24 protein-coding genes are annotated in these 21155 nt (G+C 71.1%); 15 read left to right on the forward strand and 9 right to left on the reverse strand.

Annotated elements, in window-relative coordinates:
• Window positions 1-1288: SbcC/MukB-like Walker B domain-containing protein (locus DW299_RS19370; protein ID WP_275090578.1), on the forward strand; the 1288-nt coding region annotated here is incomplete at its 5' end.
• 6 nt (window positions 1289-1294) lie between these two features.
• Here DW299_RS19370 and DW299_RS04545 read toward each other — a convergent pair.
• On the reverse strand, window positions 1295-1852 hold the full coding sequence (locus DW299_RS04545) for a phosphorylase family protein (protein WP_136032007.1): 558 nt from the start codon (window positions 1850-1852) through the stop codon (window positions 1295-1297).
• Window positions 1853-1961: 109 nt separating this feature from the next.
• On the opposite strand from DW299_RS04545, the gene nadE reads away from it, so the two are divergent.
• The 3 genes from nadE (at window position 1962) to DW299_RS04560 (ending at window position 7149) form a co-directional block, all read left to right on the forward strand.
• Window positions 1962-2780, forward strand: a complete 819-nt coding sequence (gene nadE, locus DW299_RS04550) for an NAD(+) synthase (RefSeq protein ID WP_136032005.1) — start codon at window positions 1962-1964, stop codon at window positions 2778-2780.
• 89 nt (window positions 2781-2869) lie between these two features.
• On the forward strand, window positions 2870-6349 hold the full coding sequence (locus tag DW299_RS04555) for a TM0106 family RecB-like putative nuclease (protein WP_136035868.1): 3480 nt from the start codon (window positions 2870-2872) through the stop codon (window positions 6347-6349).
• Window positions 6346-7149 carry a GNAT family N-acetyltransferase gene (locus DW299_RS04560; protein ID WP_136035869.1) on the forward strand — a complete coding sequence of 268 codons (804 nt, stop codon included), beginning with the start codon at window positions 6346-6348 and terminating at the stop codon, window positions 7147-7149. The genes DW299_RS04555 and DW299_RS04560 overlap by 4 nt, the downstream gene beginning before the upstream one ends.
• 139 nt (window positions 7150-7288) lie before the next feature.
• On the opposite strand, the gene upp is transcribed toward DW299_RS04560, so the two are convergent.
• Window positions 7289-7921: a uracil phosphoribosyltransferase gene (gene upp / locus DW299_RS04565; RefSeq protein ID WP_136032000.1), complete on the reverse strand. Its 633-nt coding sequence runs from the start codon at window positions 7919-7921 to the stop codon at window positions 7289-7291.
• Between the two features lie 80 nt (window positions 7922-8001).
• Here upp and DW299_RS04570 point away from each other — a divergent pair, with 80 nt between their 5' ends.
• Complete coding sequence (locus tag DW299_RS04570; RefSeq protein ID WP_136035870.1) at window positions 8002-8457, forward strand: nucleoside deaminase; 456 nt, start codon at window positions 8002-8004, stop codon at window positions 8455-8457.
• Between the two features lie 34 nt (window positions 8458-8491).
• On the opposite strand, the gene DW299_RS04575 is transcribed toward DW299_RS04570, so the two are convergent.
• Window positions 8492-9463: a cation diffusion facilitator family transporter gene (locus DW299_RS04575; RefSeq protein ID WP_136031996.1), complete on the reverse strand. Its 972-nt coding sequence runs from the start codon at window positions 9461-9463 to the stop codon at window positions 8492-8494.
• 59 nt (window positions 9464-9522) lie between these two features.
• On the opposite strand from DW299_RS04575, the gene proC reads away from it, so the two are divergent.
• A complete protein-coding gene (gene proC, locus DW299_RS04580; protein ID WP_136031994.1) occupies window positions 9523-10362 on the forward strand; it encodes a pyrroline-5-carboxylate reductase in 840 nt (279 codons plus the stop codon).
• Window position 10363: 1 nt separating this feature from the next.
• A complete protein-coding gene (locus tag DW299_RS04585) occupies window positions 10364-10651 on the forward strand; it encodes a DUF1905 domain-containing protein (protein ID WP_136035871.1) in 288 nt (95 codons plus the stop codon).
• A gap of 12 nt (window positions 10652-10663) precedes the next feature.
• Here DW299_RS04585 and DW299_RS04590 read toward each other — a convergent pair whose 3' ends face one another.
• The 4 genes from DW299_RS04590 to DW299_RS04605 form a co-directional block, all read right to left on the reverse strand.
• On the reverse strand, window positions 10664-12256 hold the full coding sequence (locus DW299_RS04590) for a hypothetical protein (RefSeq protein WP_136035872.1): 1593 nt from the start codon (window positions 12254-12256) through the stop codon (window positions 10664-10666).
• The gene (locus DW299_RS04595; RefSeq protein WP_136035873.1) at window positions 12238-13014 is read right to left on the reverse strand and encodes an ABC transporter ATP-binding protein; all 777 of its coding nucleotides are present in this window, start codon (window positions 13012-13014) and stop codon (window positions 12238-12240) included. Before DW299_RS04595 ends, DW299_RS04590 begins: the two co-directional genes overlap by 19 nt.
• A 69-nt stretch (window positions 13015-13083) precedes the next feature.
• Window positions 13084-13755: a potassium channel family protein gene (locus DW299_RS04600; protein ID WP_136031985.1), complete on the reverse strand. Its 672-nt coding sequence runs from the start codon at window positions 13753-13755 to the stop codon at window positions 13084-13086.
• Window positions 13748-15178 (reverse strand): TrkH family potassium uptake protein, encoded by a 1431-nt coding sequence (locus DW299_RS04605; RefSeq protein ID WP_136031982.1) that lies wholly within the window; start codon window positions 15176-15178, stop codon window positions 13748-13750. The genes DW299_RS04600 and DW299_RS04605 overlap by 8 nt, the downstream gene beginning before the upstream one ends.
• A 92-nt stretch (window positions 15179-15270) precedes the next feature.
• Between DW299_RS04605 and DW299_RS04610 the strand changes: the two genes are divergently transcribed.
• Entirely contained in the window at window positions 15271-15684 is a 414-nt protein-coding gene (locus tag DW299_RS04610; protein WP_136031980.1) for an ArsR/SmtB family transcription factor, read from the forward strand.
• A 186-nt stretch (window positions 15685-15870) separates the two neighbouring features.
• Here the strand turns inward: DW299_RS04610 and DW299_RS04615 are convergent, their stop codons facing one another.
• Both DW299_RS04615 and DW299_RS04620 read right to left on the reverse strand, forming a co-directional pair.
• The gene (locus DW299_RS04615) at window positions 15871-16695 is read right to left on the reverse strand and encodes an ABC transporter permease (protein WP_240744584.1); all 825 of its coding nucleotides are present in this window, start codon (window positions 16693-16695) and stop codon (window positions 15871-15873) included.
• Window positions 16692-17618, reverse strand: coding sequence for an efflux ABC transporter ATPase subunit, DrrA-related (locus tag DW299_RS04620; protein WP_168443077.1), 927 nt, complete (start codon window positions 17616-17618; stop codon window positions 16692-16694). Before DW299_RS04620 ends, DW299_RS04615 begins: the two co-directional genes overlap by 4 nt.
• A 101-nt stretch (window positions 17619-17719) precedes the next feature.
• Between DW299_RS04620 and DW299_RS04625 the strand changes: the two genes are divergently transcribed.
• The 7 genes from DW299_RS04625 to DW299_RS04655 all read left to right on the forward strand — a co-directional run bounded on the left by DW299_RS04625 (window position 17720) and on the right by DW299_RS04655 (window position 21074).
• Window positions 17720-18652 carry a TetR/AcrR family transcriptional regulator gene (locus tag DW299_RS04625; RefSeq protein WP_136031978.1) on the forward strand — a complete coding sequence of 311 codons (933 nt, stop codon included), beginning with the start codon at window positions 17720-17722 and terminating at the stop codon, window positions 18650-18652.
• A 38-nt stretch (window positions 18653-18690) separates the two neighbouring features.
• Window positions 18691-19620 (forward strand): cyclase family protein, encoded by a 930-nt coding sequence (locus DW299_RS04630; protein WP_136035874.1) that lies wholly within the window; start codon window positions 18691-18693, stop codon window positions 19618-19620.
• A gap of 75 nt (window positions 19621-19695) precedes the next feature.
• A complete protein-coding gene (locus tag DW299_RS04635) occupies window positions 19696-19887 on the forward strand; it encodes a helix-turn-helix domain-containing protein (protein ID WP_116242548.1) in 192 nt (63 codons plus the stop codon).
• A 118-nt stretch (window positions 19888-20005) separates the two neighbouring features.
• Window positions 20006-20104: a 30S ribosomal protein bS22 gene (locus DW299_RS04640; RefSeq protein ID WP_003792170.1), complete on the forward strand. Its 99-nt coding sequence runs from the start codon at window positions 20006-20008 to the stop codon at window positions 20102-20104.
• 75 nt (window positions 20105-20179) lie between these two features.
• The gene (locus tag DW299_RS04645) at window positions 20180-20482 is read left to right on the forward strand and encodes a rhodanese-like domain-containing protein (RefSeq protein WP_136035875.1); all 303 of its coding nucleotides are present in this window, start codon (window positions 20180-20182) and stop codon (window positions 20480-20482) included.
• On the forward strand, window positions 20479-20775 hold the full coding sequence (locus DW299_RS04650) for a glutaredoxin family protein (RefSeq protein WP_136031972.1): 297 nt from the start codon (window positions 20479-20481) through the stop codon (window positions 20773-20775). Before DW299_RS04645 ends, DW299_RS04650 begins: the two co-directional genes overlap by 4 nt.
• Window positions 20772-21074: a Dabb family protein gene (locus tag DW299_RS04655; RefSeq protein WP_136035876.1), complete on the forward strand. Its 303-nt coding sequence runs from the start codon at window positions 20772-20774 to the stop codon at window positions 21072-21074. Before DW299_RS04650 ends, DW299_RS04655 begins: the two co-directional genes overlap by 4 nt.
• The last annotated feature ends 81 nt before the right edge of the window (window positions 21075-21155 follow it).

Below are 21155 nucleotides of genomic sequence, written 5' to 3' on the forward strand. Positions count from 1 at the left end.
CGAGCTCGTGGCCGCGACGGCGAGGGCCGACGGACGCGATCCTGAGCGCGCCGAGCGCGAGTACCGGACCGCCGAGGACGAGCACACCGCCGCGGTCGAGGCGGAGCAGCGAGCGGCAGAGCTCGAGGCCGTGCGCGCCGACCTTCTGGCTCGGAAGGAGCGTCAGGACTCCGAGGTCGCGACGGCCGCAGCGGCGCTGGCCCAGGCGCGCGAGCACCTGGCGCTGCTGGTGCAGCGGAATGGCGACGCGGACGAGCAGATCGCGCAGGCCCGTGGCGACGCGGGATCGGTCGCCGAGCGGATCGCCGAGACCACCGCCCGCACCGAGGTCGCCCGGCGGCTGGCGGACGCGCGCGCGGAGCGCTCTCGTCGAGAGAGGGCGGTCGTCGAGGCCGACCGGGAGCGCGATGCCGCGCTGCTCGCGTCGGTGTTCGCCGAGGTCACGGATGCGGAGGAGGCTCTCCGCTCGTCGGCGGAGCAGGAGACGCTCGACGCCCGCATCACCCAGCACACGGTGCAGCGGGAGAAAGAACGGGAGATCCTGTTCGACCTCGAGCTGAAGACGCTGCCCGAGGAGCCGATCGACACCGCGGCCGCGGAACGCGTGTCGAGCGAGGCCCGGGCGCTCTGGTCGGCCGCCGTCGACGCCGCGACCGTCGCCGCTGGAGACGCCGCCCGGTTGTCCGGACTCCTCGCCGCGGCCGCGGACGAGCACGCGCGCACGGCCGAGGACGCGGCGGAGTTCGAGGTGCTGAAGAACCTCGCCGACACGATCGCCGGGCGCGGCGCGAACACCCGCAAGATGACGCTCGAGACCTTCGTGCTCGCCGCGGAGCTGGAGGAGATCGTCGAGGCGGCCAACCGTCGCCTGCACGACATGTCGGAGGGGCGTTACCAGCTGCGCCACTCCGACGCACTGGCGGCGCGAGGAGCCGCGTCGGGCCTCGGGATCGTGGTGGCCGACGCCTTCACCGGCCAGACCCGACCTCCGCAGTCGCTGTCCGGCGGCGAGACGTTCCTCACGTCGCTCGCCCTCGCGCTCGGACTCGCCGAGGTCGTCACAGCGCGCGCCGGAGGGATCCGCCTCGACACGCTGTTCATCGACGAGGGCTTCGGCTCACTCGACGGCGACACGCTCGACATCGCCATGCGCACACTCGACGAACTGCGCCAGGGCGGTCGCACGGTGGGTGTGATCAGTCACGTGGAGGCCATGCAGGAGCAGATCCCCGCACAGCTCACCGTGCGGGCGCTGGCGAACGGTCCGAGCGTGATCGAGGCGCGCTGACGCGGGTCAGACCCCGTACTCGGCGCGGATGACGTCGCGCAGCTGGACGCTGCATCGCGCGACCGCGGCGCGCCAGTCGGTGAGGGCGCCGTCTTCGGCCTGATCGGAGACGGCACGGAACGCGCGGATCGGCACCCCGAACTGCCCGGCCACCCAGATGTACGCGTAGGTCTCCATGTCGACGAGGGCGGCACCGGTGGGCCGGATGACCGCGGTCACCTCGGCGTCCTCCACGAAGTGGTCTCCGGTCGCGATCAGCACGCCGTCACGGCCGGTGCTCACGCGTGCGGGCAGCGAAACGTGCTGGCCGGAGACGCCGTCGAGGTCGGTCACGTCGTGCTGGAATGCGGAGCCGATCTCGTGGACGGTGGCCTCGAGCCCCGGCTCGATGGCCCCCGCCGTTCCGACGACGACGACCTCGTCGTAGCGCCGGGCGTCGAGGGCGCGGGTGAGCGCGTAGGTGGCCTGCAGCTTGCCGGGGCCGGTGACCAGCCGGTCGAAGCCGTCGAGCTCGTCGGGGAAGGCGGACAGTTCGGACGCGAGCGCGGCGACGAGGAGTTTCACTGCCTCATTCTCTCAGGTCTCGGCTGGATGCCGCGTGCGAGCGCCGCGCCGCCGCCCCGCCGCTGCGCGGAGGGAGGATACTGGGGCCAGGCGAAGAGCGGAGGATCACGTGTCGTTGCAGAAGCAGATCGCGGAAGACCTGGGTGTCCGGCCCGACATCGACCCCGAGTCGGAGGTGGAGCGGAGGGTCGGCTTCCTTGCGGACTACCTGCGCACGACGGGTGCCAGGGGGTACGTGCTCGGCATCTCCGGCGGTCAGGACTCGACCCTCGCCGGCCGACTCGCGCAGCTCGCGGTCGAGCGCGTGCGGGCCGAAGGTGGCGAGGCCACGTTCCTGGCGGTACGGCTGCCGTATCGCGTGCAGCACGACGCGGACGATGCGCAGGCCGCGCTCGACTACATCGCTCCGGACTCCTCGGTCGAGGTGAACATCCAGAACGGCGTCGACGGCGTGGAGCGCGACATCGAGGCGGCGGTCTCCGGCGACATCACCGACTTCAACCGCGGCAACATCAAGGCGCGACTGCGCATGGTGACGCAGTACGCCCTCGCGGGACACGACGGCCTGATCGTGATCGGCACCGACCACGCGGCCGAGGCCGTGACGGGGTTCTACACGAAGTTTGGCGACGGCGCCGCGGACGTGCTGCCGCTGTCGGGCCTCACGAAGCGACAGGGCCGGTCGCTGCTGCAGTTCCTCGACGCGCCCGACCGGTTGGCGCTCAAGGTGCCCACGGCCGACCTCCTCGATGGCCAGCCCGGACGAGCCGACGAGGACGAGCTGGGGCTGACCTACGAGCAGATCGACGCGTTCCTGGAGGGGGAGGACGTCGACCCTGACGTCGCCGGTCGCATCGAGTCGCGCTACCTCGCGACCCAGCACAAGCGCCACCTCCCCGTCACTCCCGACGACACCTGGTGGCGCTGAGGCGTCGAGGGAAGGGCGCGATCGCGCTCGCTTTCGCCCGTGTCGGATGCCGCGGATAGTGTCGAAGCATCCGAGAGAACGGGAGAATCGTGCGGATCGACACGGAGGCGCAGCGGGTCGTCTGGAGCGCGAGCGACCTCAAGGCGGCGGCGGAGTGCGAGTTCGCCTGGTCTCGAGCGATCGACGCGAAGCTCGGCCGCGTGCCGGTGGTCGAGGAGCCGGAGGATGCGACGCTGCAGCGGGCCGCGCAGCTGGGAGACGTGCACGAGCAGAACGTGCTCGACCGGTACCTGAGCGAGCTCGGGCCGGAGCGGGTGCACCGCGTCGACAAGATCCGCTCGAACGATCCTGAAGCTCTGGCCGCGGCCGTCGGCGAGACGATCGAGGCCCTGCGCTCCGACGCGCTGGTGGTGTTCCAGGCGGCGTTCGCGACGGAGGACTTCGTCGGCTTCGCTGACTTCCTGCGCAAAGACGCCGACGGGCGGTGGCGCGTGCAGGACTCCAAGCTGGCGCGGAAAGCCCGCGTCACGGCGCTCATGCAGCTCGCGGCATATGTCGATCAGCTCGATCGCCTCGGCATCCCCCGGGCCGACGAGGTCGACCTCATCCTGGGCGACCACAGCGTCAGCACGCACGCGGTTGACGACCTGCTGCCGCTGTTCCGGGTGCGTCGGGCGCGGCTGCGCGCGCTCATCGCGGATCGGGCCGTGGCCGAGGGGCAGGAGGGAGAGCCGCTGGCGTGGGGCGACGACCGCGGCGATCTCCGCATCGTGGCGTGCGGACGCTGTGCGACGTGCGAGGAGCAGGTGATCGCCCACCGCGACCTGCTGATGGTCGCGCGGATGCGGCCCGTCCAGCGCGCGCGGCTGCGCGCGGCGGGCATCGAGACGATCGACGACCTGGCCGCGGCGTCCGGAGCCCCGGAGGGCATGAACGTCGACACGTTCGAGAACCTCCGGTCGCAGGCGAAGCTCCAGCTCCGCGCCGATGCCGAGGGCGCACCGACGTACGACGTGCACTACGCCGCTGCGATCCACACGCTGCCGGTACCGAGCCACGGCGACATCTTCTTCGACTTCGAGGGAGACCCGCTGTACACCGAACCCGCGCCAGACGGAGAGTCGGAGTGGGGCATCGACTACCTGTTCGGGTGGGTCGACAACGCCGATCAGTACACCGCGCTGTGGGCGCACACGTTCGCCGAGGAGCGCCGGGCGCTGGAGACGTTCCTCGATTTCGTGAAGCTCCGCAGGGCCGCGCACCCGGGCATGCACATCTACCACTACGCGCCGTACGAGACGTCGCACCTGGTCGCGATGGCCGCCCGCCACGGAGTCCGCGAGGGCGAGGTGGACCGGTTGCTGCGCGAGGGCGTGTTCGTCGATCTGTATCCGCTGGTGCTGCGCACGGTCCGCGTGGGGTCGCGCTCCTACTCGATCAAGAAGCTCGAGCCGCTCTACATGGGCGACGACGTGCGCACGAGCGACGTGCAGAAGGGCGACGACTCGATCGTGCAGTACGTGGCCGCGCGGGAGCTGGCGGCGGCGGGCGCGCAGGCGGAGGCCGACGCGGTGTTCGCCGACCTCGCCGACTACAACCGCTACGACTGCGTGTCGACGAGGCGGCTGCGCAACTGGCTGATCGAGATCGCGCGCCGAGAGGGGGTGACGCCGGCGCCTCCGGACGACGCCGACGAGGTGATCTACGAGCCGTCGCCTCGCTCGCTGGCCCTGCTCGGTGATGCCGAGAGGGACGTGGAGGCCGGCGGCGACGGGCTCGTGCATCGGATCGCGGCGGCGGCGATCGACTACTTCCCCCGGGAGGCGAAGAGCTTCTGGGTGTCGCACTTCCAGCGACTCCGCGAGCCCGTGACCATGTGGGATGGCACGCGCGACGTGGTCAAGGTCGATGCGCCATCCTCGCGCGTGCGGAGCGACTGGAGCATCGGCGAGGGCCGGAGGGTCATGTCGCGCGAGGTCGAGATCCGGGGTGAGGTGTCACCGGGCACGACCCTCGGCCCCGGCGCTCAGCCGTTCGCGCTGTACGACGCGCCGGCGCCGTTCGACACCGAGGTGCCGTCGCGCGCCGTGCACGTGCCGCACACCGTGAGCGTGCGGGAGGTGCTCGACGACGGATATCTGATCGTCGAGTCGGCGGTGCAGGGGCAGACGTGGGACGAGCTGCCGGTCGCCCTCACCCCGGCCGCGCCCCCGCGGGTGGTGTCGCTGCAACAGGCGATCGACGAGTGGGCCGATGCGGTGCATGCGGCCGCCCCGGGGTTCCCCGACGATGCGGCGACCGACATCATCCGGCGGCGCCCGCCTCGCACGGTCTCCGGGGCTCCGCTGCCGGAGCCGGGGAGCGACACGATCGAGGCGATCGTCCGCGGGGTCCTCGACCTCGATCGCAGCTACCTCGCCGTGCAGGGCCCTCCCGGTACGGGCAAGACGTACACGGGATCGCGGGTCATCGCGCGTCTGGTGAACGAGCACGGCTTCCGGGTCGGCGTGGTGGCGCAGTCGCACGCCATCATCGAGACGCTGTTGGAGCGGATCGTGGCCGACGGCGTCGCGCCCGCTCAGGTCGCGAAGGCCCCGAAAGACGACAGCGGCGATCCCTCGTACACCGTCATCCCCAAGAACGGCATGGCGGCGTTCCTCGCCGAGCACGAGCATGAGGGGGCCGTGGTCGGCGGGACGGCGTGGGACTTCAGCAACACGCAGCGCGTGGCGCGCGGGGGCCTCGACCTCCTGGTGATCGATGAGGCGGGACAGTTCTCGCTCGCGTCGACGATCGCGGTCGCAGCCGGAGCACAACGGCTGCTTCTCCTGGGCGATCCGCAGCAGCTTCCGCAGGTCAGTCAGGGGGCGCACCCCGAGCCGGTCGACACGTCCGCGCTCGGATGGGTGATGGACGGCGATCCCGTCGTGCGACCGGAGTACGGCTACTTCCTGGCGCAGTCGTGGCGCATGCATCCGTTCGTGGCCGCCCCGGTGTCGCAGCTCGCGTACGCCGGCAAGCTCGCGTCCGCGCCAGGTACGGAGCGGCGGTCGATCGAGGGCGTCGACCCGGGGCTGCACATCGTCCCCCTGCGCCATCGCGGCAACGCGACCCAGTCGCCCGAGGAGGCTGCGGAGGTCGTCCGCATCGTGCGGGACCTGGTCGGTCGCCCCTTCCGCGACAACGATCCGGCGGGCTCCGCGCGGCCGCTCACCCCGGCGGACATCATCGTGGTCGCGCCGTACAACGCCCAGCGTCAGCTGGTGCACGACGCGCTCGAGGCGGCGGGCTTCGGTGAGGTGCCGGTGGGCACGGTCGACAACTTCCAGGGCAAGGAGGCCGTGGTGTCCATCACCTCACTCGCGGCGTCGAGCGGCCGCGACGCGCCCCGGGGGCCGGAGTTCCTGCTGCTGCAGAACCGGCTGAACGTCGCGATCTCGCGCGCCCAGGTGCTGGCCTACCTCATCCACTCGCCCGCGCTGCTCGACGATCTGCCCTACACGCCCGAGGGCGTCGCGCGGCTGAGCGCCTTCGCGCGGCTCGTGGGTGCGGCGGAGGAGGACTCATGACGCCGACCGATGCGCGGCCGAGTGCCGACGGCATACCCGCGGCAGAAGACGTCCTCCGTGCCGCCGCCGGGTGGGCGTGGTTCCCGCGGGGCAGCGAGCACGTCCGCGACGACCTGCTCCTCGTGCGCTACCCGGAGCGCTTCGGGGGCGGGGTGCGCGGCTCGCAGGTGTCGTCGACGCGTTCCGCCGCGGAGGTCGTGGAGCGGGCGCTGGAGCGCGTGGAGGCCTGGGGCGAGACCGTCTTCACGTTCTGGACGAACCCGGCCGACGAGCCCGACCTCGAAGAGGAGTTGGTGCGCCGCGGGGCCGAGCACGTCGACACCGTCACGGTGTTCGCCCGTCCGACGGCTGAGGGGGCGGTCGATGTACCGCCGGGCGTGTCGGCCGAGGTCGTGCGCACGGTCGACCAGCTTCGGGAGGTGGATGAGATCAACGTCCCCGTCTGGGAGCAACGGCCGCTCGACGGCGACGGGCTTCGCGCCGAGTTCGCGGAGCTGACGGCCGCCCTCGATGCGGGCACCGGGTTCCGGGTGCTGGGTCGCATCGACGGTCGCGCGGTGAGCACGGGCGGGTGCACGATCGTGGACGGGTTCACGCGACTGTGGGGTGCGGCGACCCTCGACGGCGACCGAGGGCGTGGTGCCTATCGGGCCGTGCTCGCGGAGCGGCTGCGGGAGAGCGCGGCGCGCGGTGCGGCGACCGCGCTGGTCAAGGGCCGCGTCGCGACCTCGGCGCCGATCCTCGCCAGGGCCGGATTCACGCGGTACGGAGACGAGCGCGCGTACCGCCTGACGCGCTGACGCGCTGACCCGCTGTGGTGGTGCCGTGCGCACGCGCTGACGCGCTGACGCGCTGACCCGTCACGCGTTGCCGTGCTGACGCGCTGCCGTGCTCACGCGCTGACGTAGCCTCGGGCCGCCCGGGGTCGGGCCGCCCGGGTCAGACGGTGCCGTACAGGCGGTCGCCCGCGTCGCCGAGGCCGGGCACGATGTAGCCCTTCTCGTTCAGGCGTTCGTCGAGGGCACCCAGCACCAGGGTCACATCCCGGTCGCCGGCCATCGCCTCGATCGCGGCGACGCCCTCGGGGGTGCCGAGCAGGCAGATGGCCGTGACGTCTTTCGCGCCGCGGTCGAACAGGAACTGGATGGCCGCGGCCAGCGATCCACCGGTTGCGAGCATCGGGTCGATCGCGAAGCACTGCCGGTCGCTGAGGTCGTCCGGCAGTCGCTCGGCGTAGGTGGTGGGCTCGAACGTCTCCTCGTCGCGGACCATGCCGAGGAAGCCGACCTCGGCGGTCGGGAGCAGCTTCACGAGGCCTTCGAGCATGCCGAGGCCGGCGCGCAGGATGGGGACGACGATGGGGCGCGGCTCGGAGATCTTGACGCCCGTGGTGGTGGTGACCGGGGTCGTGATCTCCACCGGCGACACCTTCACGTTGCGCGTGGCCTCGTACGCCAGGAGGGTCACGAGCTCCTCCGTCAGCTGCCGGAACACGGGCGACGGGGTGCGCGCGTCGCGCAGCACCGAGAGCTTGTGGGTGATGAGGGGGTGGTCGGCGACGTGAACACGCATGGATACAGGCTAATGCGCCGCGACCGCGCGCACGACATCGGTCCTCCGGGGCGCAGCTGGCGCTGCCGTAGGCTCGACGCATGACCGCCGCCGACCGCACTGCGATGCAGCGCGCGCTCGTGCTGGCCGCGGAGGCCGCCGCAGACGCCGAGATCCCGGTGGGCGCCGTGGTGCTCGACGCCCAGGGGCGGATGCTCGCGGAGGGCCGCAACACGCGGGAGACCACGCTCGACCCGACCGGTCACGCCGAGGTCGTGGCCCTGCGGGCGGCCGCGGCGGCACTCGGCTCGTGGAACCTCGACGGCTGCACGCTCGTGGTGACGCTGGAGCCGTGTCTCATGTGCGCCGGCGCGATCCTGCAGGCGCGCGTCGGGCGCGTGGTGTTCGGCGCGTGGGACAACAAGGCGGGTGCGGCCGGGTCGATGTACGACGTGCTGCGGGACCGACGTCTTCCCTACCGTGCGGAGGTCATCGGCGGGGTCGACGAAGAGGCGTCCACCGCGCTGCTGCGTGACTTCTTCGCGCAGCGGCGGTGACTGCCGGGTCGGATCACTGCGCGACCGCCGCGCCTCAGTCCGAGGACTTGAGCACGAACACGTCCGTCGAGGGCTCCGGGTCGATCGCGGGGCGGTACACGTCGGGCTCGATGTAGACGACGCGCGCCACCGGAACGGCCTCGCGGATGCGGCTCTCGATCGCGTCGATGTCGTCGGCGACCTCGCGCAGGGGCTTGTCGGCGTTGAGGGCGATCTTCGCGGCGACCATGAGCTCGTCCGGCCCGAGGTACAGGGTCTTCAGGTGGATGATCTTCTCGATCTCCGGGCCGTCCGTGATCGCGTCCACGATGCGGTCCTCGTCGGCCTGCGTGGCTCCCTCGCCCACCAGGAGGCTCTTCGTCTCGACGCCGAGCACGATCGCGATCAGCACCAGCAGCACGCCGATCATGACGGTGCCGAGCGCATCGAAGAGGGGGTTGCCGGTGAGGAGGGTGAGGCCCACGCCGAGCAGCGCGAACGTCAGACCGGTCAGGGCGCCGACGTCCTCGAGCAGCACGACCGGAAGCTCGGGGGCCTTGGCGCGTCGCACGAACGACCGCCACGACTGGCCCCGGTCGCGCACGAGATTGCTCTCCTTCACGGCGGTGCGCAGCGAGAACGACTCCAGGCCGATCGCGATCAGCAGCACGACGAGAGGCAGCCACCACCAGGTCTTGTCGAGCTCGTGGGGGTTCGTGAGCTTCTCGACGCCCTCGTAGATGGCGAAGAGGCCGCCGACCGAGAACAGGATGATCGAGACGACGAAGGCGTATACGTAGCGTTCGCGTCCGTAGCCGAACGGGTGCGCGCGGTCGGCTCGGCGCTGGGCCTTGCGTCCGCCGAGCATGAGGAGGAGCTGGTTGCCCGAGTCGGCGACCGAGTGGATGGCCTCCGCGAGCATGGAGGCGGAGCCGGAGAGGGCCCACGCGAGGAACTTCGCGAGAGCGATGCCCAGGTTCGCCAGGAACGCCGCGACGATGGCCTTGCTTCCTCCGGATGCACTCATGCGTCGAGTCTAGAACCGCCGGTCGGGGGACGCCGGAGCGCCCGCCGTAGGATGACCACATGGCTGACTCGCTTCCCTCCCTCGCGTTCCTCGGTGCCGGTTCGATGGGCGGGGCGATCCTCCGCGGCGTGCTCGCATCGGGCGTCCCGGTCGACGGCGGGATCACCGCGACGAACCGCACGACGGAGAAGGCGGCGTCGTTCGATGGGCTCGACGGGGTGACCAGCATCGCGCTGTCCGAGCGGCCGGAGGGCAACGCCGAGGCGGTGTCCGGCGCCCGGATCGTGCTGGTGGGCGTCAAGCCCGCGATGGTGCCGGAGCTGCTGCGCGAGATCGCTCCGCACCTGACCGCCGACACGATCGTCGTCAGCCTCGCCGCCGGGGTCACCCTGCAGACGTTCGCCGACCACCTGGGCACCGGAGCGCGCGTGATCCGGTCGATGCCGAACACGCCGTCGACCGTCCGCAAGGGCGTGACCGGCCTCGCCGCCGGGGCTGCGGCGACCGCGGACGACGTGGCGCTCGTGCGACGCCTGTTCGAGACGGTCGGCGCGGTGATCGAGGTGCCGGAGTCGCAGATCGACGCGCTGTCCACGATCTCCGGCTCGGGCCCCGCGTACGTGTTCCTCCTGATCGAGGAGGTCACCACGGCGGCCATCGGGATGGGGTTCACCGAGGCGGATGCGCGGCTCATGGTCGAGCAGACCTTCATCGGTGCGACCGCCCTGCTCGACGCGTCGGGCGAAGACCCGGCCGAGCTGCGGCGCCGTGTGACCAGTCCCAAGGGCACCACCGAGCGCGCCGTCGCCGTGCTGCAGGACGCCCACCTCGACCGGACCTTCGCCGAGGCCGCCGCGGCCGCGCTCGCCCGCGCGAAGGAACTCGCCGCGGGGGCGTGACATGCGGCTGCGGGTCGAGGGGGAGATCTGGTTCTGGCGCGGGCCGGCGCCGTTCCACTTCGTCACGGTGCCGCCGGTCGAGAGCGCGATGATCCGCGATGTCGCCGCCGTCGTCACCTATGGCTGGGGCATGATCCCCGCGACGGTGACGATCGGCGGCACGACCGTGACCACCGCGCTGTGGCCGAAGGACGGCGGCTACATCGTGCCGATCAAGAAGGTGCTGCAGGATCGGGAGGGACTCGGCGTGGGCGACACGGTCGAGGTCGTCCTCGACATCGACGCCTGATCCCCGCGGGGCTCAGCTCTCGCTCGACACCTCCGCGAGCACCTCCGGCCACCGCCGTTCGAGCGTCTTGCCGCCCAGCACGGCCCCGCCCCACACGGCGGCGGTCCCGATCACGACCGCGCACGCCAGACTCACCCAGCCCAGCGGCGGCATCCAGATCGCGGCGATCCCGAAGCCCAGAGCCGGGCCGCCCAGGATCAGCGTGATCGGCGACATGATCAGCATCGCGAGGAAGGACTGCGCGCCGCCCGCCGATCCGCGACCGAACGGGTTCGCCTCGGGAGCGGGAGCGCGACCGGGGAGGAACGCGCCCACCCACGCGCCCGCGCCGGCCGACACCGCCATCAGGCCGAGCGCCGCGCCGAGGCTCGCGGGCAGCAGGTCCGGTCGTCCGGCGACCAGGCACGTCGCCACGCACAGGGCGATCGTGACCGGGAGGCCGATCAGCCCGAAGCCGAGCAGCCGTCCCGCCCGGTCTGCGGTGCCGCTGACACCGGTCAGGATGTGCAGGGCGACCGCGTCGTTGTCGTAGGCGATGGCCAGCTGCACGATGCTCCCCGCGAGGAGAGCGTTGATGGCCGGGATCAGCACGATGGCGGGAGCGAGTCCCACGGACTCCTCCCGCAGGCCGTTCATCACGGCGAGACCGAGGAAGATCGCGGGCAGGATCAGCAGCATCACCACATTGACGACCTGGCGCGGGTCGCGGCGGAAGTAGTGGAACGTGCGGCCCGCGATCGCACCGACCGGTCCCGCCGGCAGCATCCGGTCGAGCAGGCCGCCCGAGCGGACCCGGCCGCCCCCGCTGGACACGAGGGGTGCCGTGAGGCGGGCGTCGAGGTGGACGCGGGCCGCGACCCAGAGGAGCACGACCGTGCCGACGGCGATGAGCAGCCGGAGCAGTGCGACCCCCACCGCCCCCTGCGCGAGCGCCGCGGGAACCCCGAACACGGCGGCGACCGGGGTCCAGGCGGCGACCTCGGCCACGGTGGCGAACGCCCCGCCGACGTCGTGCACGGTCGTCAGCGCCTGGAGCCCGATGTTCAGCAGCAGTCCGGACGACGCCAGCAGCACGACACCCACCGTGAGCACGAGGTCGCGGGTGCGGCGCCGGGCGAGCCACTTCCCGAGCAGCCCGCTCACGACGCGGGCGCCCAGCACGCAGGTCGCCAGGGCCACCGGGATGAGGACGAACGCGGCGAGCAGGGCGAGCACGTCGACCGACCAGCCGAGGAGCATCAGCAGCAGGGCGAGTGCGGTGCCGATGCCGCCGATCGTGGTGACGCCCGCGACCACGAGCCCCGGGAGCATCCGCTTCGCCGTGACCGGCAGCAGGGCGAACCGGTCGGGCGCCAGGGCGTCGTCGCCGCTCACGAGGATCGACCCGATCCACCAGCCGAGCACGATCACGGCTCCCGTCAGCACGAGCGCGGTCACGGCGGCGTCTGGCGCACCGATCCGCAGCAGCACGACCCCCACCGTCAGGGTCGCGAGGATGCCGACGGCCAGGAGGCCGACCACGACAAGCGTGACGATCATCCACGGGTTGCGCGCGAGCTGGTGACCGAGCTGACGCAGCCGCAGGCCTACGAGGAGCGCAACCACGCGAGCGTCTCCGTTCCCAGGTCGTGGGCACCGACGAGCGACAGGAAGCGCTGCTGCAGCGTCATCCCGGCTCGGACCTCGTCGAGTTCTCCGTGCGCCAGCAGCCGCCCCTCGGCGACGATCGCGACGCGGTCGCACATCGACTCGACCAGCTCCATGACGTGACTGGACAGCACCACCGTGCCGCCGCTGTCGACGAAGGCGCGCAGGATCTGCCGGATGGTCTGACCCGACACCGGGTCGACGGCCTCCAGCGGTTCGTCCAGCAGCAGCAGCCGCGGCGCGTGGATCAGCGCGCACGCCAGGCCGATCTTCTTGCGCATGCCGGCGGAGTAGTCCACGACGAGGGTGTCGCGGTCGTCGCCGAGGCCCAGCGCGTCGAGCAGCTCGCCGGTGCGGGTGTGCACCTCGGCCTCGGGCATGCCGCGGAGCAGGCCGGTGTAGCGCAGCAGCTCGGCGCCGGTGAGGCGGTCGAGCATGCGGATCCCGTCGGGCAGCACACCCATGAGCGCCTTGGCCCCCGCCGGGTCCTGCCAGACGTCGTGCCCGAGCACCCACGCCGAGCCCGCGTCCGGACGCAGCAGCCCCGTCGTCATCGCCAGCGTGGTGGTCTTGCCCGCACCGTTCGGGCCGAGCAGGCCGAGCATCGATCCGGCGGGGACGTCGAGCGAGAGGCCGTCGACGGCGACCTTCTGGCCGAACTGCTTGCGGAGCCCGCGGAGGGCGAGCACGGGAGGGGCCGGGGCGTGGTCGGTCATGGCCCCCATCCCATCACGCGGGAGTCGAGCGACGCATCCACCGCGAGGGGGAGTCGGGATGTGGCGCGGTCAGCGGTCCAGGGCGGCGAAGCGCTCGATATCGCTGTTGGTGCCCGACACGATGATGAGGTCGTGGTTGGTGACGATGGTGTTCGCCTCGGCGTAGCGGAACGGCTTGCCGGGGCTCTTCACGCCGACGACGGTGACCTTGTACTTCGAGCGCACGCCGGACTCGTTCAGGCCGACGCCGCGGATGAACTTCGGCGGGTACATCTTGGCGAGCACGAAGTCGTCGTCGAAGCGGATGAAGTCGAGCATGCGACCGCTCACCAGGTGGGCGACGCGCTCGCCGGCCTCGCGCTCGGGGTAGATCACGTGGTTGGCGCCGACGCGGGCGAGGATCTTGCCGTGCGACTGGGAGACGGCCTTGGCCCAGATCTGCGGGACCTTGAGGTCGACGAGGTTCGCGGTGATGAGCACGGATGCCTCGATCGAGGAGCCGACCGCGACGACCGCGACCTGGAAGTCCTGGGCGCCGATCTGGCGCAGGGCGTCGATGTTCCTGGCATCGGCCTGCACGGTGTGGGTGACCCGCTCCGACCACTTCTGCACGAGCTCGAGATTGTCGTCGATCGCGAGGACCTCGCGGTCGAGACGGTCGAGCTCACCGGCGCACGCCGCACCGAACCGGCCGAGGCCGATGACGAGGACGGGGGCGTCTCCGCGCAGGACTTCAACCAACGATCGGCCTTTCCACCGGCAGTGAGTAGTACTGCGTTCGCGACGTCGCGGCGACTGCCGCGGCGAGAGTCACTGTACCAACGCGCCCCATGAAGATGGTCGCGGCCATGACGTACGAGGCGGAATCCGGCAGCTCGCCGGTCAGGCCCGTCGAGAGGCCGACGGTGCCGAACGCGGAGATGACGTCGAACAGCACGTGGCTGATGTCGGCCTTCGTGATCTGCGCGATCACGATGGTCGACAGGGCCACGATGGTCGCTCCCCACGCGACGACGCTGAGGGCGACGCGCTGCACGTCGCTCGGGATGCGCCGCCCGAAGGCCTCGACCGACTGGCGTCCCTTCGCCTCCGACCACACTGCGATCGCGAGCACGGCGAGGGTGGTCACCTTGATGCCTCCCGCGGTCGACGCGGAGCCGCCGCCGACGAACATGAGCATGCTCGCCGCGAGCAGGGAGGAGCCGTTGAGATCGTCCATCTCGATCACGTTGAAGCCGCCGGAGCGCGTCATCGCGGAGAGGAAGAACGCCTGGAAGGTGGTGTCGGCGGCGTCCATCGACCCGAACGTCTTCGGGTTGTCGTACTCGAGGATGAGGAACGCGGCGGCACCGACCACGAACAGCAGCACGGTGGTGACGATCGTGAGCTTGGAGTGCAGCGACCACCGCTTCACGTGCCACACGTGCTTGGCGAGCGTGTAGATCACGGGGAAGCCGATGCTGCCGAGGAAGACCCCCACCATGAGCAGGAACAGCACGAGGTAGTCGTCGGCGAACACCGCGACGCCGCCGTCGTTGGGGGCGAAGCCGGTGTTGGTGAACGCCATGGCGGCGAAGTAGGGCGCCTCCCACAGTGCGGCGATCGGGTCGACCTTGGCCATCACCAGGGCCGGGTAGAGGAGCGCGGCGAGGGAGGCCTCGATGATGAGGGCGGAGACGGCGACCGTGGTGAGGAGCTGCCCGACCTCGCCCAGCCGCACCGTCTGGCTCTCGTTCACGACGCCGCCGTGCGCGCGCAGCGGGTTCGTGTCGCCCGCGGCCATGAGCTTGGCGCGCAACCCGAGGCGCTTGGAGATGAGCATGCCCATCAGCGAGGCGAGGGTCAGCACGCCCAGCGCGCCGATGTTCACGCCGATGAACACCAGGACGTGCCCGAACGGCGACCAGTGGTTGGCCATGTCCACGGTCGCCAGACCCGTGACGCAGATCGTGGAGACGGCGGTGAAGAGGGCGTCGCTCAGCGGCGTGACGGTGCGGTCGGCCGATGCGATCGGCAGCGAGAAGAGGACGGTGAAGACGAGGATCAGCAGCGCGAACACGGAGATCGCGAACCGCGACGGCGACGACGTGATGAGGTGCTTGAAGCGCCCGCCCGACCCCGGGAACCGCTGTCGGGGCGACGACGCCGAAACGATGCCCGACATCGCTGCCCCCTCGTTCGAATCCATCCGTGCACGACGCCGCCCGCCGAGCCCTCGTCATGGTACTCCGTGCCGGGGGCGACTACCCTGATGCCATGACGGACATCTTCGACGTGATCGCAGACGGTACGAGGCGCGACATCCTCCAGCTCCTGCTCCGGCGAACGTCCGAAGGCGAGTCCGGCACCAGCGTGAGCCAGATCGTGGCCGACCTGGGGATCAGCCAGCCCACCGTCTCCAAGCACCTCAAGGTGCTGCGCGATGCCGAGCTCGTGACCGTGCGCGAGGACGGGCAGCGTCGGTTCTACAGCCTCGCCGTCGAGCCGCTCGAGGTCGTCGACGACTGGCTGGTCCCGTTCCTCGTCGACGCTTACGGTGACGCGGCCCCGGACATCGCCTACCCGGGTGGTCTTCCCGATGGTGCGGCACACGCCGCCGAGGTGGTCGGACGCGCGGCCGCATCGGCCAAGCACGTGGTGACCACGGCGCTCAAGCGGCTCGGCGCCTGACGCGCGCGCAGCCGCGCCGGAACGGACATCGCCCCTGACGACCGGGGGGCATGTCGTCAGGGGCGATCCACGGACCCCAGCTCCGCAACGGACTCGGCGGTGCCGGCACAAGTCCTGCATCGACAGTGCCAGAGCTGTCTGGGCGACCGGCGAGCGGCGGCTATGCGCGGGCTGGACGGGACGGGCTCAGCGGCGGCCCGCCTTGCGGCGGAACAGCCACGCGCCCCACACGACGGCGACGCCGAGGATCACCACGCACCACAGCACCGCCCACCACGGCTGCGTTCCGGCGTCGGTGCCGAGGAGCAGGCTGCGGATGGTCTCGACGATCGGGGTGATGGGCTGGTGCGCGGCGACCGGCTGCAGCCACTCCGGCATGCTCGCCACCGGCACGAACGCGCTGGACAGGTAGGGCAGGAACAGCAGCACGAAGCCGTAGCCGTTGGCACCCTCGGGGCTGCCGGCGGCGAGGCCGATCGCCGCGAACAGGTACGTGATCGCGAGGATGTAGAGCGTGATCAGCCCGCCCAGCGCGATCCAGTCGCCCGGCGACGCGGTCGGGCGGAACCCGACCAGCACCCCGACGCCGATGACGATGGCCGTCGCGACCAGGTTGCGCAGGACGCTCGCCACCACGTGCCCGGTGAGCACGGCTCCGGCGCGCAGCGGCATGGTGCGGAACCGGTCGATGATGCCGGAGCGCATGTCGTTCGCGACATACACCGCCGTGGAGGACGCCCCGAACCCCGCGCACGTGAGGATGATGCCCGGCACGACGTAGTCGACGTAGGCGCCGGAGGGGTCGATCGCCCCGCCGAACACCCACGTGAACATGAGCATGAGCATGACGGGCAGCATGATCGCCATGAGCAGTGATTCGCCGTCGCGCAGCGAGTGCCGCAGGCTTCGTCCGACGAAGACGGCTTCGGCCGTCAGCCCGCGCAGGCGCGGTCGAGGCGTCGGCGTGGGGGAGGCGTGCGGGGGCATGGGGGTGGTGACCGCGGTGTTCATGCGAGCTCCTCGAGGGTGGGTGAGCCGGCGTCGACCGGCTCTCCGGATACGGGCCGGCCCGCGGGGGACGACGTGACCGCCAGGAACACGTCGTCGAGGGTGGGCCGTCGGAGCGTGACGACGCCGTCGTCCCCCTCCGTGTCGAGCCGATCGAGGGCGCGCCGCAGCCCGGCGACCGTGCCGTCGGTCGGGATCTCGCGCCGCAGCTCTCCCCGGCTGTCGTGGAGCTCGACCGTGTCGCCGCCGATACGCGCCTTGAGCTCGGCGGCGGTGCCCAGCGCCGCGATCCGGCCGTCGTGCAGGACGGCGATCCGGTCGGCGAGCTGATCCGCCTCCTCCAGGTACTGGGTGGTGAGGAACACCGTCGTGCCGGCACCCGCGACCGTGCGGATGATGTCCCACAGGTCGCGGCGGCTACGGGTGTCGAGCCCGGTGGTGGGCTCGTCGAGGAACAGCACCTCCGGGGTCACGACGAAGCTGAGCGCCAGGTCGAGGCGACGGCGCATGCCGCCGGAGTAGGTGCGCACGGCGCGGGACGCCGCGTCGGTCAGTGCGAACCGGGCGATGAGGTCTTCGGCGCGGCGCCGCGCGGCCGCCCGCCCCAGTCCCGAGAGGCGCGCGAACATGACGACGTTCTCGGTACCGGTGAGGGCGTCGTCCACGGCGGCCGCCTGCCCGGTGAGGCTGATGCGCCGGCGCACCTCGTCGGGATGCGAGCGCACATCCCACCCCGCCACGGTCGCCGATCCCGCATCCGCGGCGGTGAGGGTGGTGAGGATGTTGATGGTCGTCGTCTTGCCCGCGCCATTCGGTCCGAGCAGAGCGAAGACCTCGCCGCGGCCGACCTCGAAGGCGAGGTCGTCGACCACGGGCTTCGGCCCGAAGGCCTTGCGCAGGTCGCGCACCTGGATGGCTGTCTCCATCAGTATCCCTTTCTGTGTATCGCGAAAACTGTGTATGGGCAACGCAATTGTGTATGACGGTAACACACTGTTTATGAAATAAACAGAAGTAGGATGGGCGGATGACCGACATCGAGCCTCCCGAGCTCCCCAGGGGCATCGCCCTCGCCTGGGGCGTCGCGGCGAATCCCCAGCGCGGGCCGAAGCGGGAGATGAGTGTCGAAAAGATCGTGGAGGCCGCGGTGGAACTCGCCGACGGCGAGGGCATCGGCGCCGTCTCCATGGCAGCGGTGGCCGCCCGGCTCGGCTTCACCCCCATGTCGCTGTACCGCTACGTCTCCGCGAAGGACGACCTCCTGCTGCTCATGCAGGAGGAGGCGACCGGACTCCCTCCGGAGAGCCACCTCGAGGTCGAGGGCTGGCGCGCGCGGCTGCTCGCGCTGTACGAGGCCCAGATCCTCGTCTACCTGCGCCACCCGTGGATCCTGTCGTTGCCGATCTCGGGTTCGCCGATCACCCCCAACAGCTCCGCCTGGCTGGACGCCAGTCTCGCCGCGCTCGATGACACACCGCTCACCGCCGACGAGCGCATGGCCGTCGCCCTCGCGATCACCGGCCACGCTCGCTGGTGCGGCATCGTGCAGGCGGGGTACTCGGAGCAGTCCCGCTCCTCCGGTCTCTCCGCCGAAGAGGTGGCGATGCGGGAGGCGTCGCTGTTCGATCGGGTGATCTCGGCCGAGGAGTTCCCCGCGCTCCGCCGGGCGATCGAGGACGGCGTGTTCCTGTCGCCGGCCGATCCGTTCCGCTTCGCCGTGGAGCGCACGCTCGACGGTGTCGCGGCCTACCTCGACGGTCTCGATCGCGGGGAGCAGCACCGGGTCTCCGAGGAGTGGGTCGCCCTCGATGCGGCGGAGCTCGCCGGGGACAAGCGCCTCAAGGAGGCGCAGAAGGCCAGCCGTGATGCCGAGAAGGCGCTGCGCGCGGCGCGCAAGCTCGAGCGTCAGGCTCTTCGCGAGGCGCGCGAACGGGTGGCGAAGGCCAGGAAGTCCGGCTGAGCGACCCCGGCGCCGCGCCGGATGGGCAGGATGGGGGGATGACGACCGCTCCGCACCGCGCTCACTTCGATTTCTCGATCACGTTCGCCAACGGCGGCGGCATGCACGGGGAGGGGTTCCGCCTCGACCTTCCCCGGGAAGACCTCTCGGCCGAGGAGATCGGCACCCTGCTCGTCCGCCACCTGGGACTGACGCTGGTCGACGAGGTGCACCTCCGCGACCTGCGCATCGTCGAGGAGCCGCATCGCGGAAGCCGCGGAGTCGAGGCACCGAGCGGCGGTGAGGCCGAGGACCGCATCGTGGATCTCAGCCACCCCATCGAGGCCGGGATGATCACCTATCCCGGGCTGCCGGCGCCGACCATCGCCCCGTTCCTCACACGCGCCGCATCCCGGGAGCGCTACGCGCCGGGGACCGAGTTCGCGATGGACGTGATCACGATGATCGGCAACACCGGCACCTACCTCGACGCCCCCTGGCACCGCTACGGCGACGGCGACGATCTCGCCGCACTCGACCTGCGCACCCTGGTCGGCCTCCCCGCCGAGGTCTTCCACCTGCGCGATGCCTGGTCGCCCGAGCGCCGCGGCATCCGTGCGGCGACCCTGGCGGACCGCGACCTGCGGGACTCGGCGGTCCTCCTCGACACGGGGTGGAGCCGGCTCTTCGGCACGCCCGACTATGCGGAGGGGGCGCCGTACCTCACGGAGGACGGCGCCCGCTTCCTGGTCGAGGCGGGGGTGCGCCTGGTCGGGATCGACTCGCTCAACATCGACGACACCGAGAGCGGCGGAGAGCGTCCGGCGCACAGCATCCTCCTCGCCGCCGGCGTGCACGTGGTCGAGCACCTCACGGGTCTCGACGCGGTTCCCTCGCGGGGTGCCCGCTTCACCGCGGCCCCGCCCGCGATCCGCGGGTTCGGCACCTTCCCGGTGCGGGCGTTCGCCACGGTGCCCGCGTCCCACTGATCACACGAGTCACATGGGTTTACACGCGTCCCAGGAAACCCATAGAGTGTGCACATCGAGAAAGGGGTACGTGGGATGCCCGAGGTTCCAGATGTCCGATTCCTGACGGTGGCCGAGGTCGCCGAGCTCATGCGCGTGTCCAAGATGACCGTGTACCGGCTCGTGCACTCCGGAGAGCTGCCCGCCATCCGCTTCGGCCGCAGCTACCGCGTCCCGGAGTCGGCCGTGGCCGAGGCGCTGCAGCGACCGATCGCCGACGCGGGTTGATCCGCAGGGCGGCGCGAGGCGGCCCGTGGGTTTGCTAGGATGATCCGAGGCATTTTTTCGTGCCCGTACCCGGGTGTCCGATTCGGCGACACCCAGCCCCTGACTTAGTGAGGTTTCCGTGGGTTCTGTCATCAAGAAGCGCCGCAAGCGCATGGCGAAGAAGAAGCACCGCAAGCTGCTTCGCAAGACTCGCCACCAGCGCCGCAACAAGAAGTAAGCGGCCAGACACCGAGCGCCTGTCTTCGGACGGGCGCTTTGTGTCTCTGCCGTGCCGCACCGCCGAGAGGATGTCATGAAGTCGATCACCGTCGCCGAGCTCGCCGAGCGCTCCGGTACCCCGCTCATCGATGTCCGGGAGGTGCACGAGTTCGCCGCCGGCCACGTGCCGGGCGCGGTGAACATCCCGATGTCCGAGATCGGCAACCGTCTCGACGAACTGCCCGCCGAGTCCTTCGACGTGATCTGCCAGGCCGGCGGCCGTTCGGCTCGCGTGGTCGAGGCGCTCGAGGCGCGCGGCTATGACGCGACGAACGTCGAGGGCGGCACGGGCGAGTGGATCGCGCAGGGTCGCGAGGTCGAGGTGCCGTCGGCGTGACCACGCTCACCCTGATCGGCAAGCCCGACTGCCATCTGTGCGACGTGGCCTCCGAGGTCGTCGACGCCGTGGTCGCCGAGCTGCCCGACGCCGCCGCCGAGCGGATCGAGATCGTCGAGGCGTCGATCGCCGAAGACCCCGCGCTGTACGAGCAGTGGTGGGAGAAGATCCCGGTGGTGCTGATCGACGGCCGCCTGCACGCCCACTGGCGCGTCTCGCCCGACCGCCTGCGCGAGGCGCTGGAGGAAGCCGTGAGCGCCGACGCCCTCACCGACCAGGAGACACCCCGATGACCATTCGCCATGTCGTGGCCTGGAAGCTCGCCGTCGACGATGCGCAGACCCGCGCGGACCAGGCGGCCGAGGTCGCCCGCCGGCTGAACGCGCTCGACGGCATCGTTCCCCAGCTGCGCAGCATCTGGGCGGGCGCGAACGACGTCTACCCCGACGCCAACTGGGACGTGACGCTCGTCGCGGAGTTCGACTCCGTCGATGCTCTGGAGCAGTACCAGGTGCACCCTGCGCACGAGGAGGTCGCCGGATACATCCGTTCCGTCGTCTCCGGTCGTGTGGCCGTCGACGTCGAGGTGTGAGACCGGGTGCCGCGCGGGGAGGCACCGAAACACAAACGTAATGCGGTCGTCTGCCCGTGTCATTGGTCACGCGACGAGCCG

Source organism: Microbacterium sp. K35, from assembly GCF_004794375.1.
In the GTDB taxonomy this organism is placed as follows: Bacteria; Actinomycetota; Actinomycetes; order Actinomycetales; family Microbacteriaceae; genus Microbacterium; species Microbacterium sufflavum.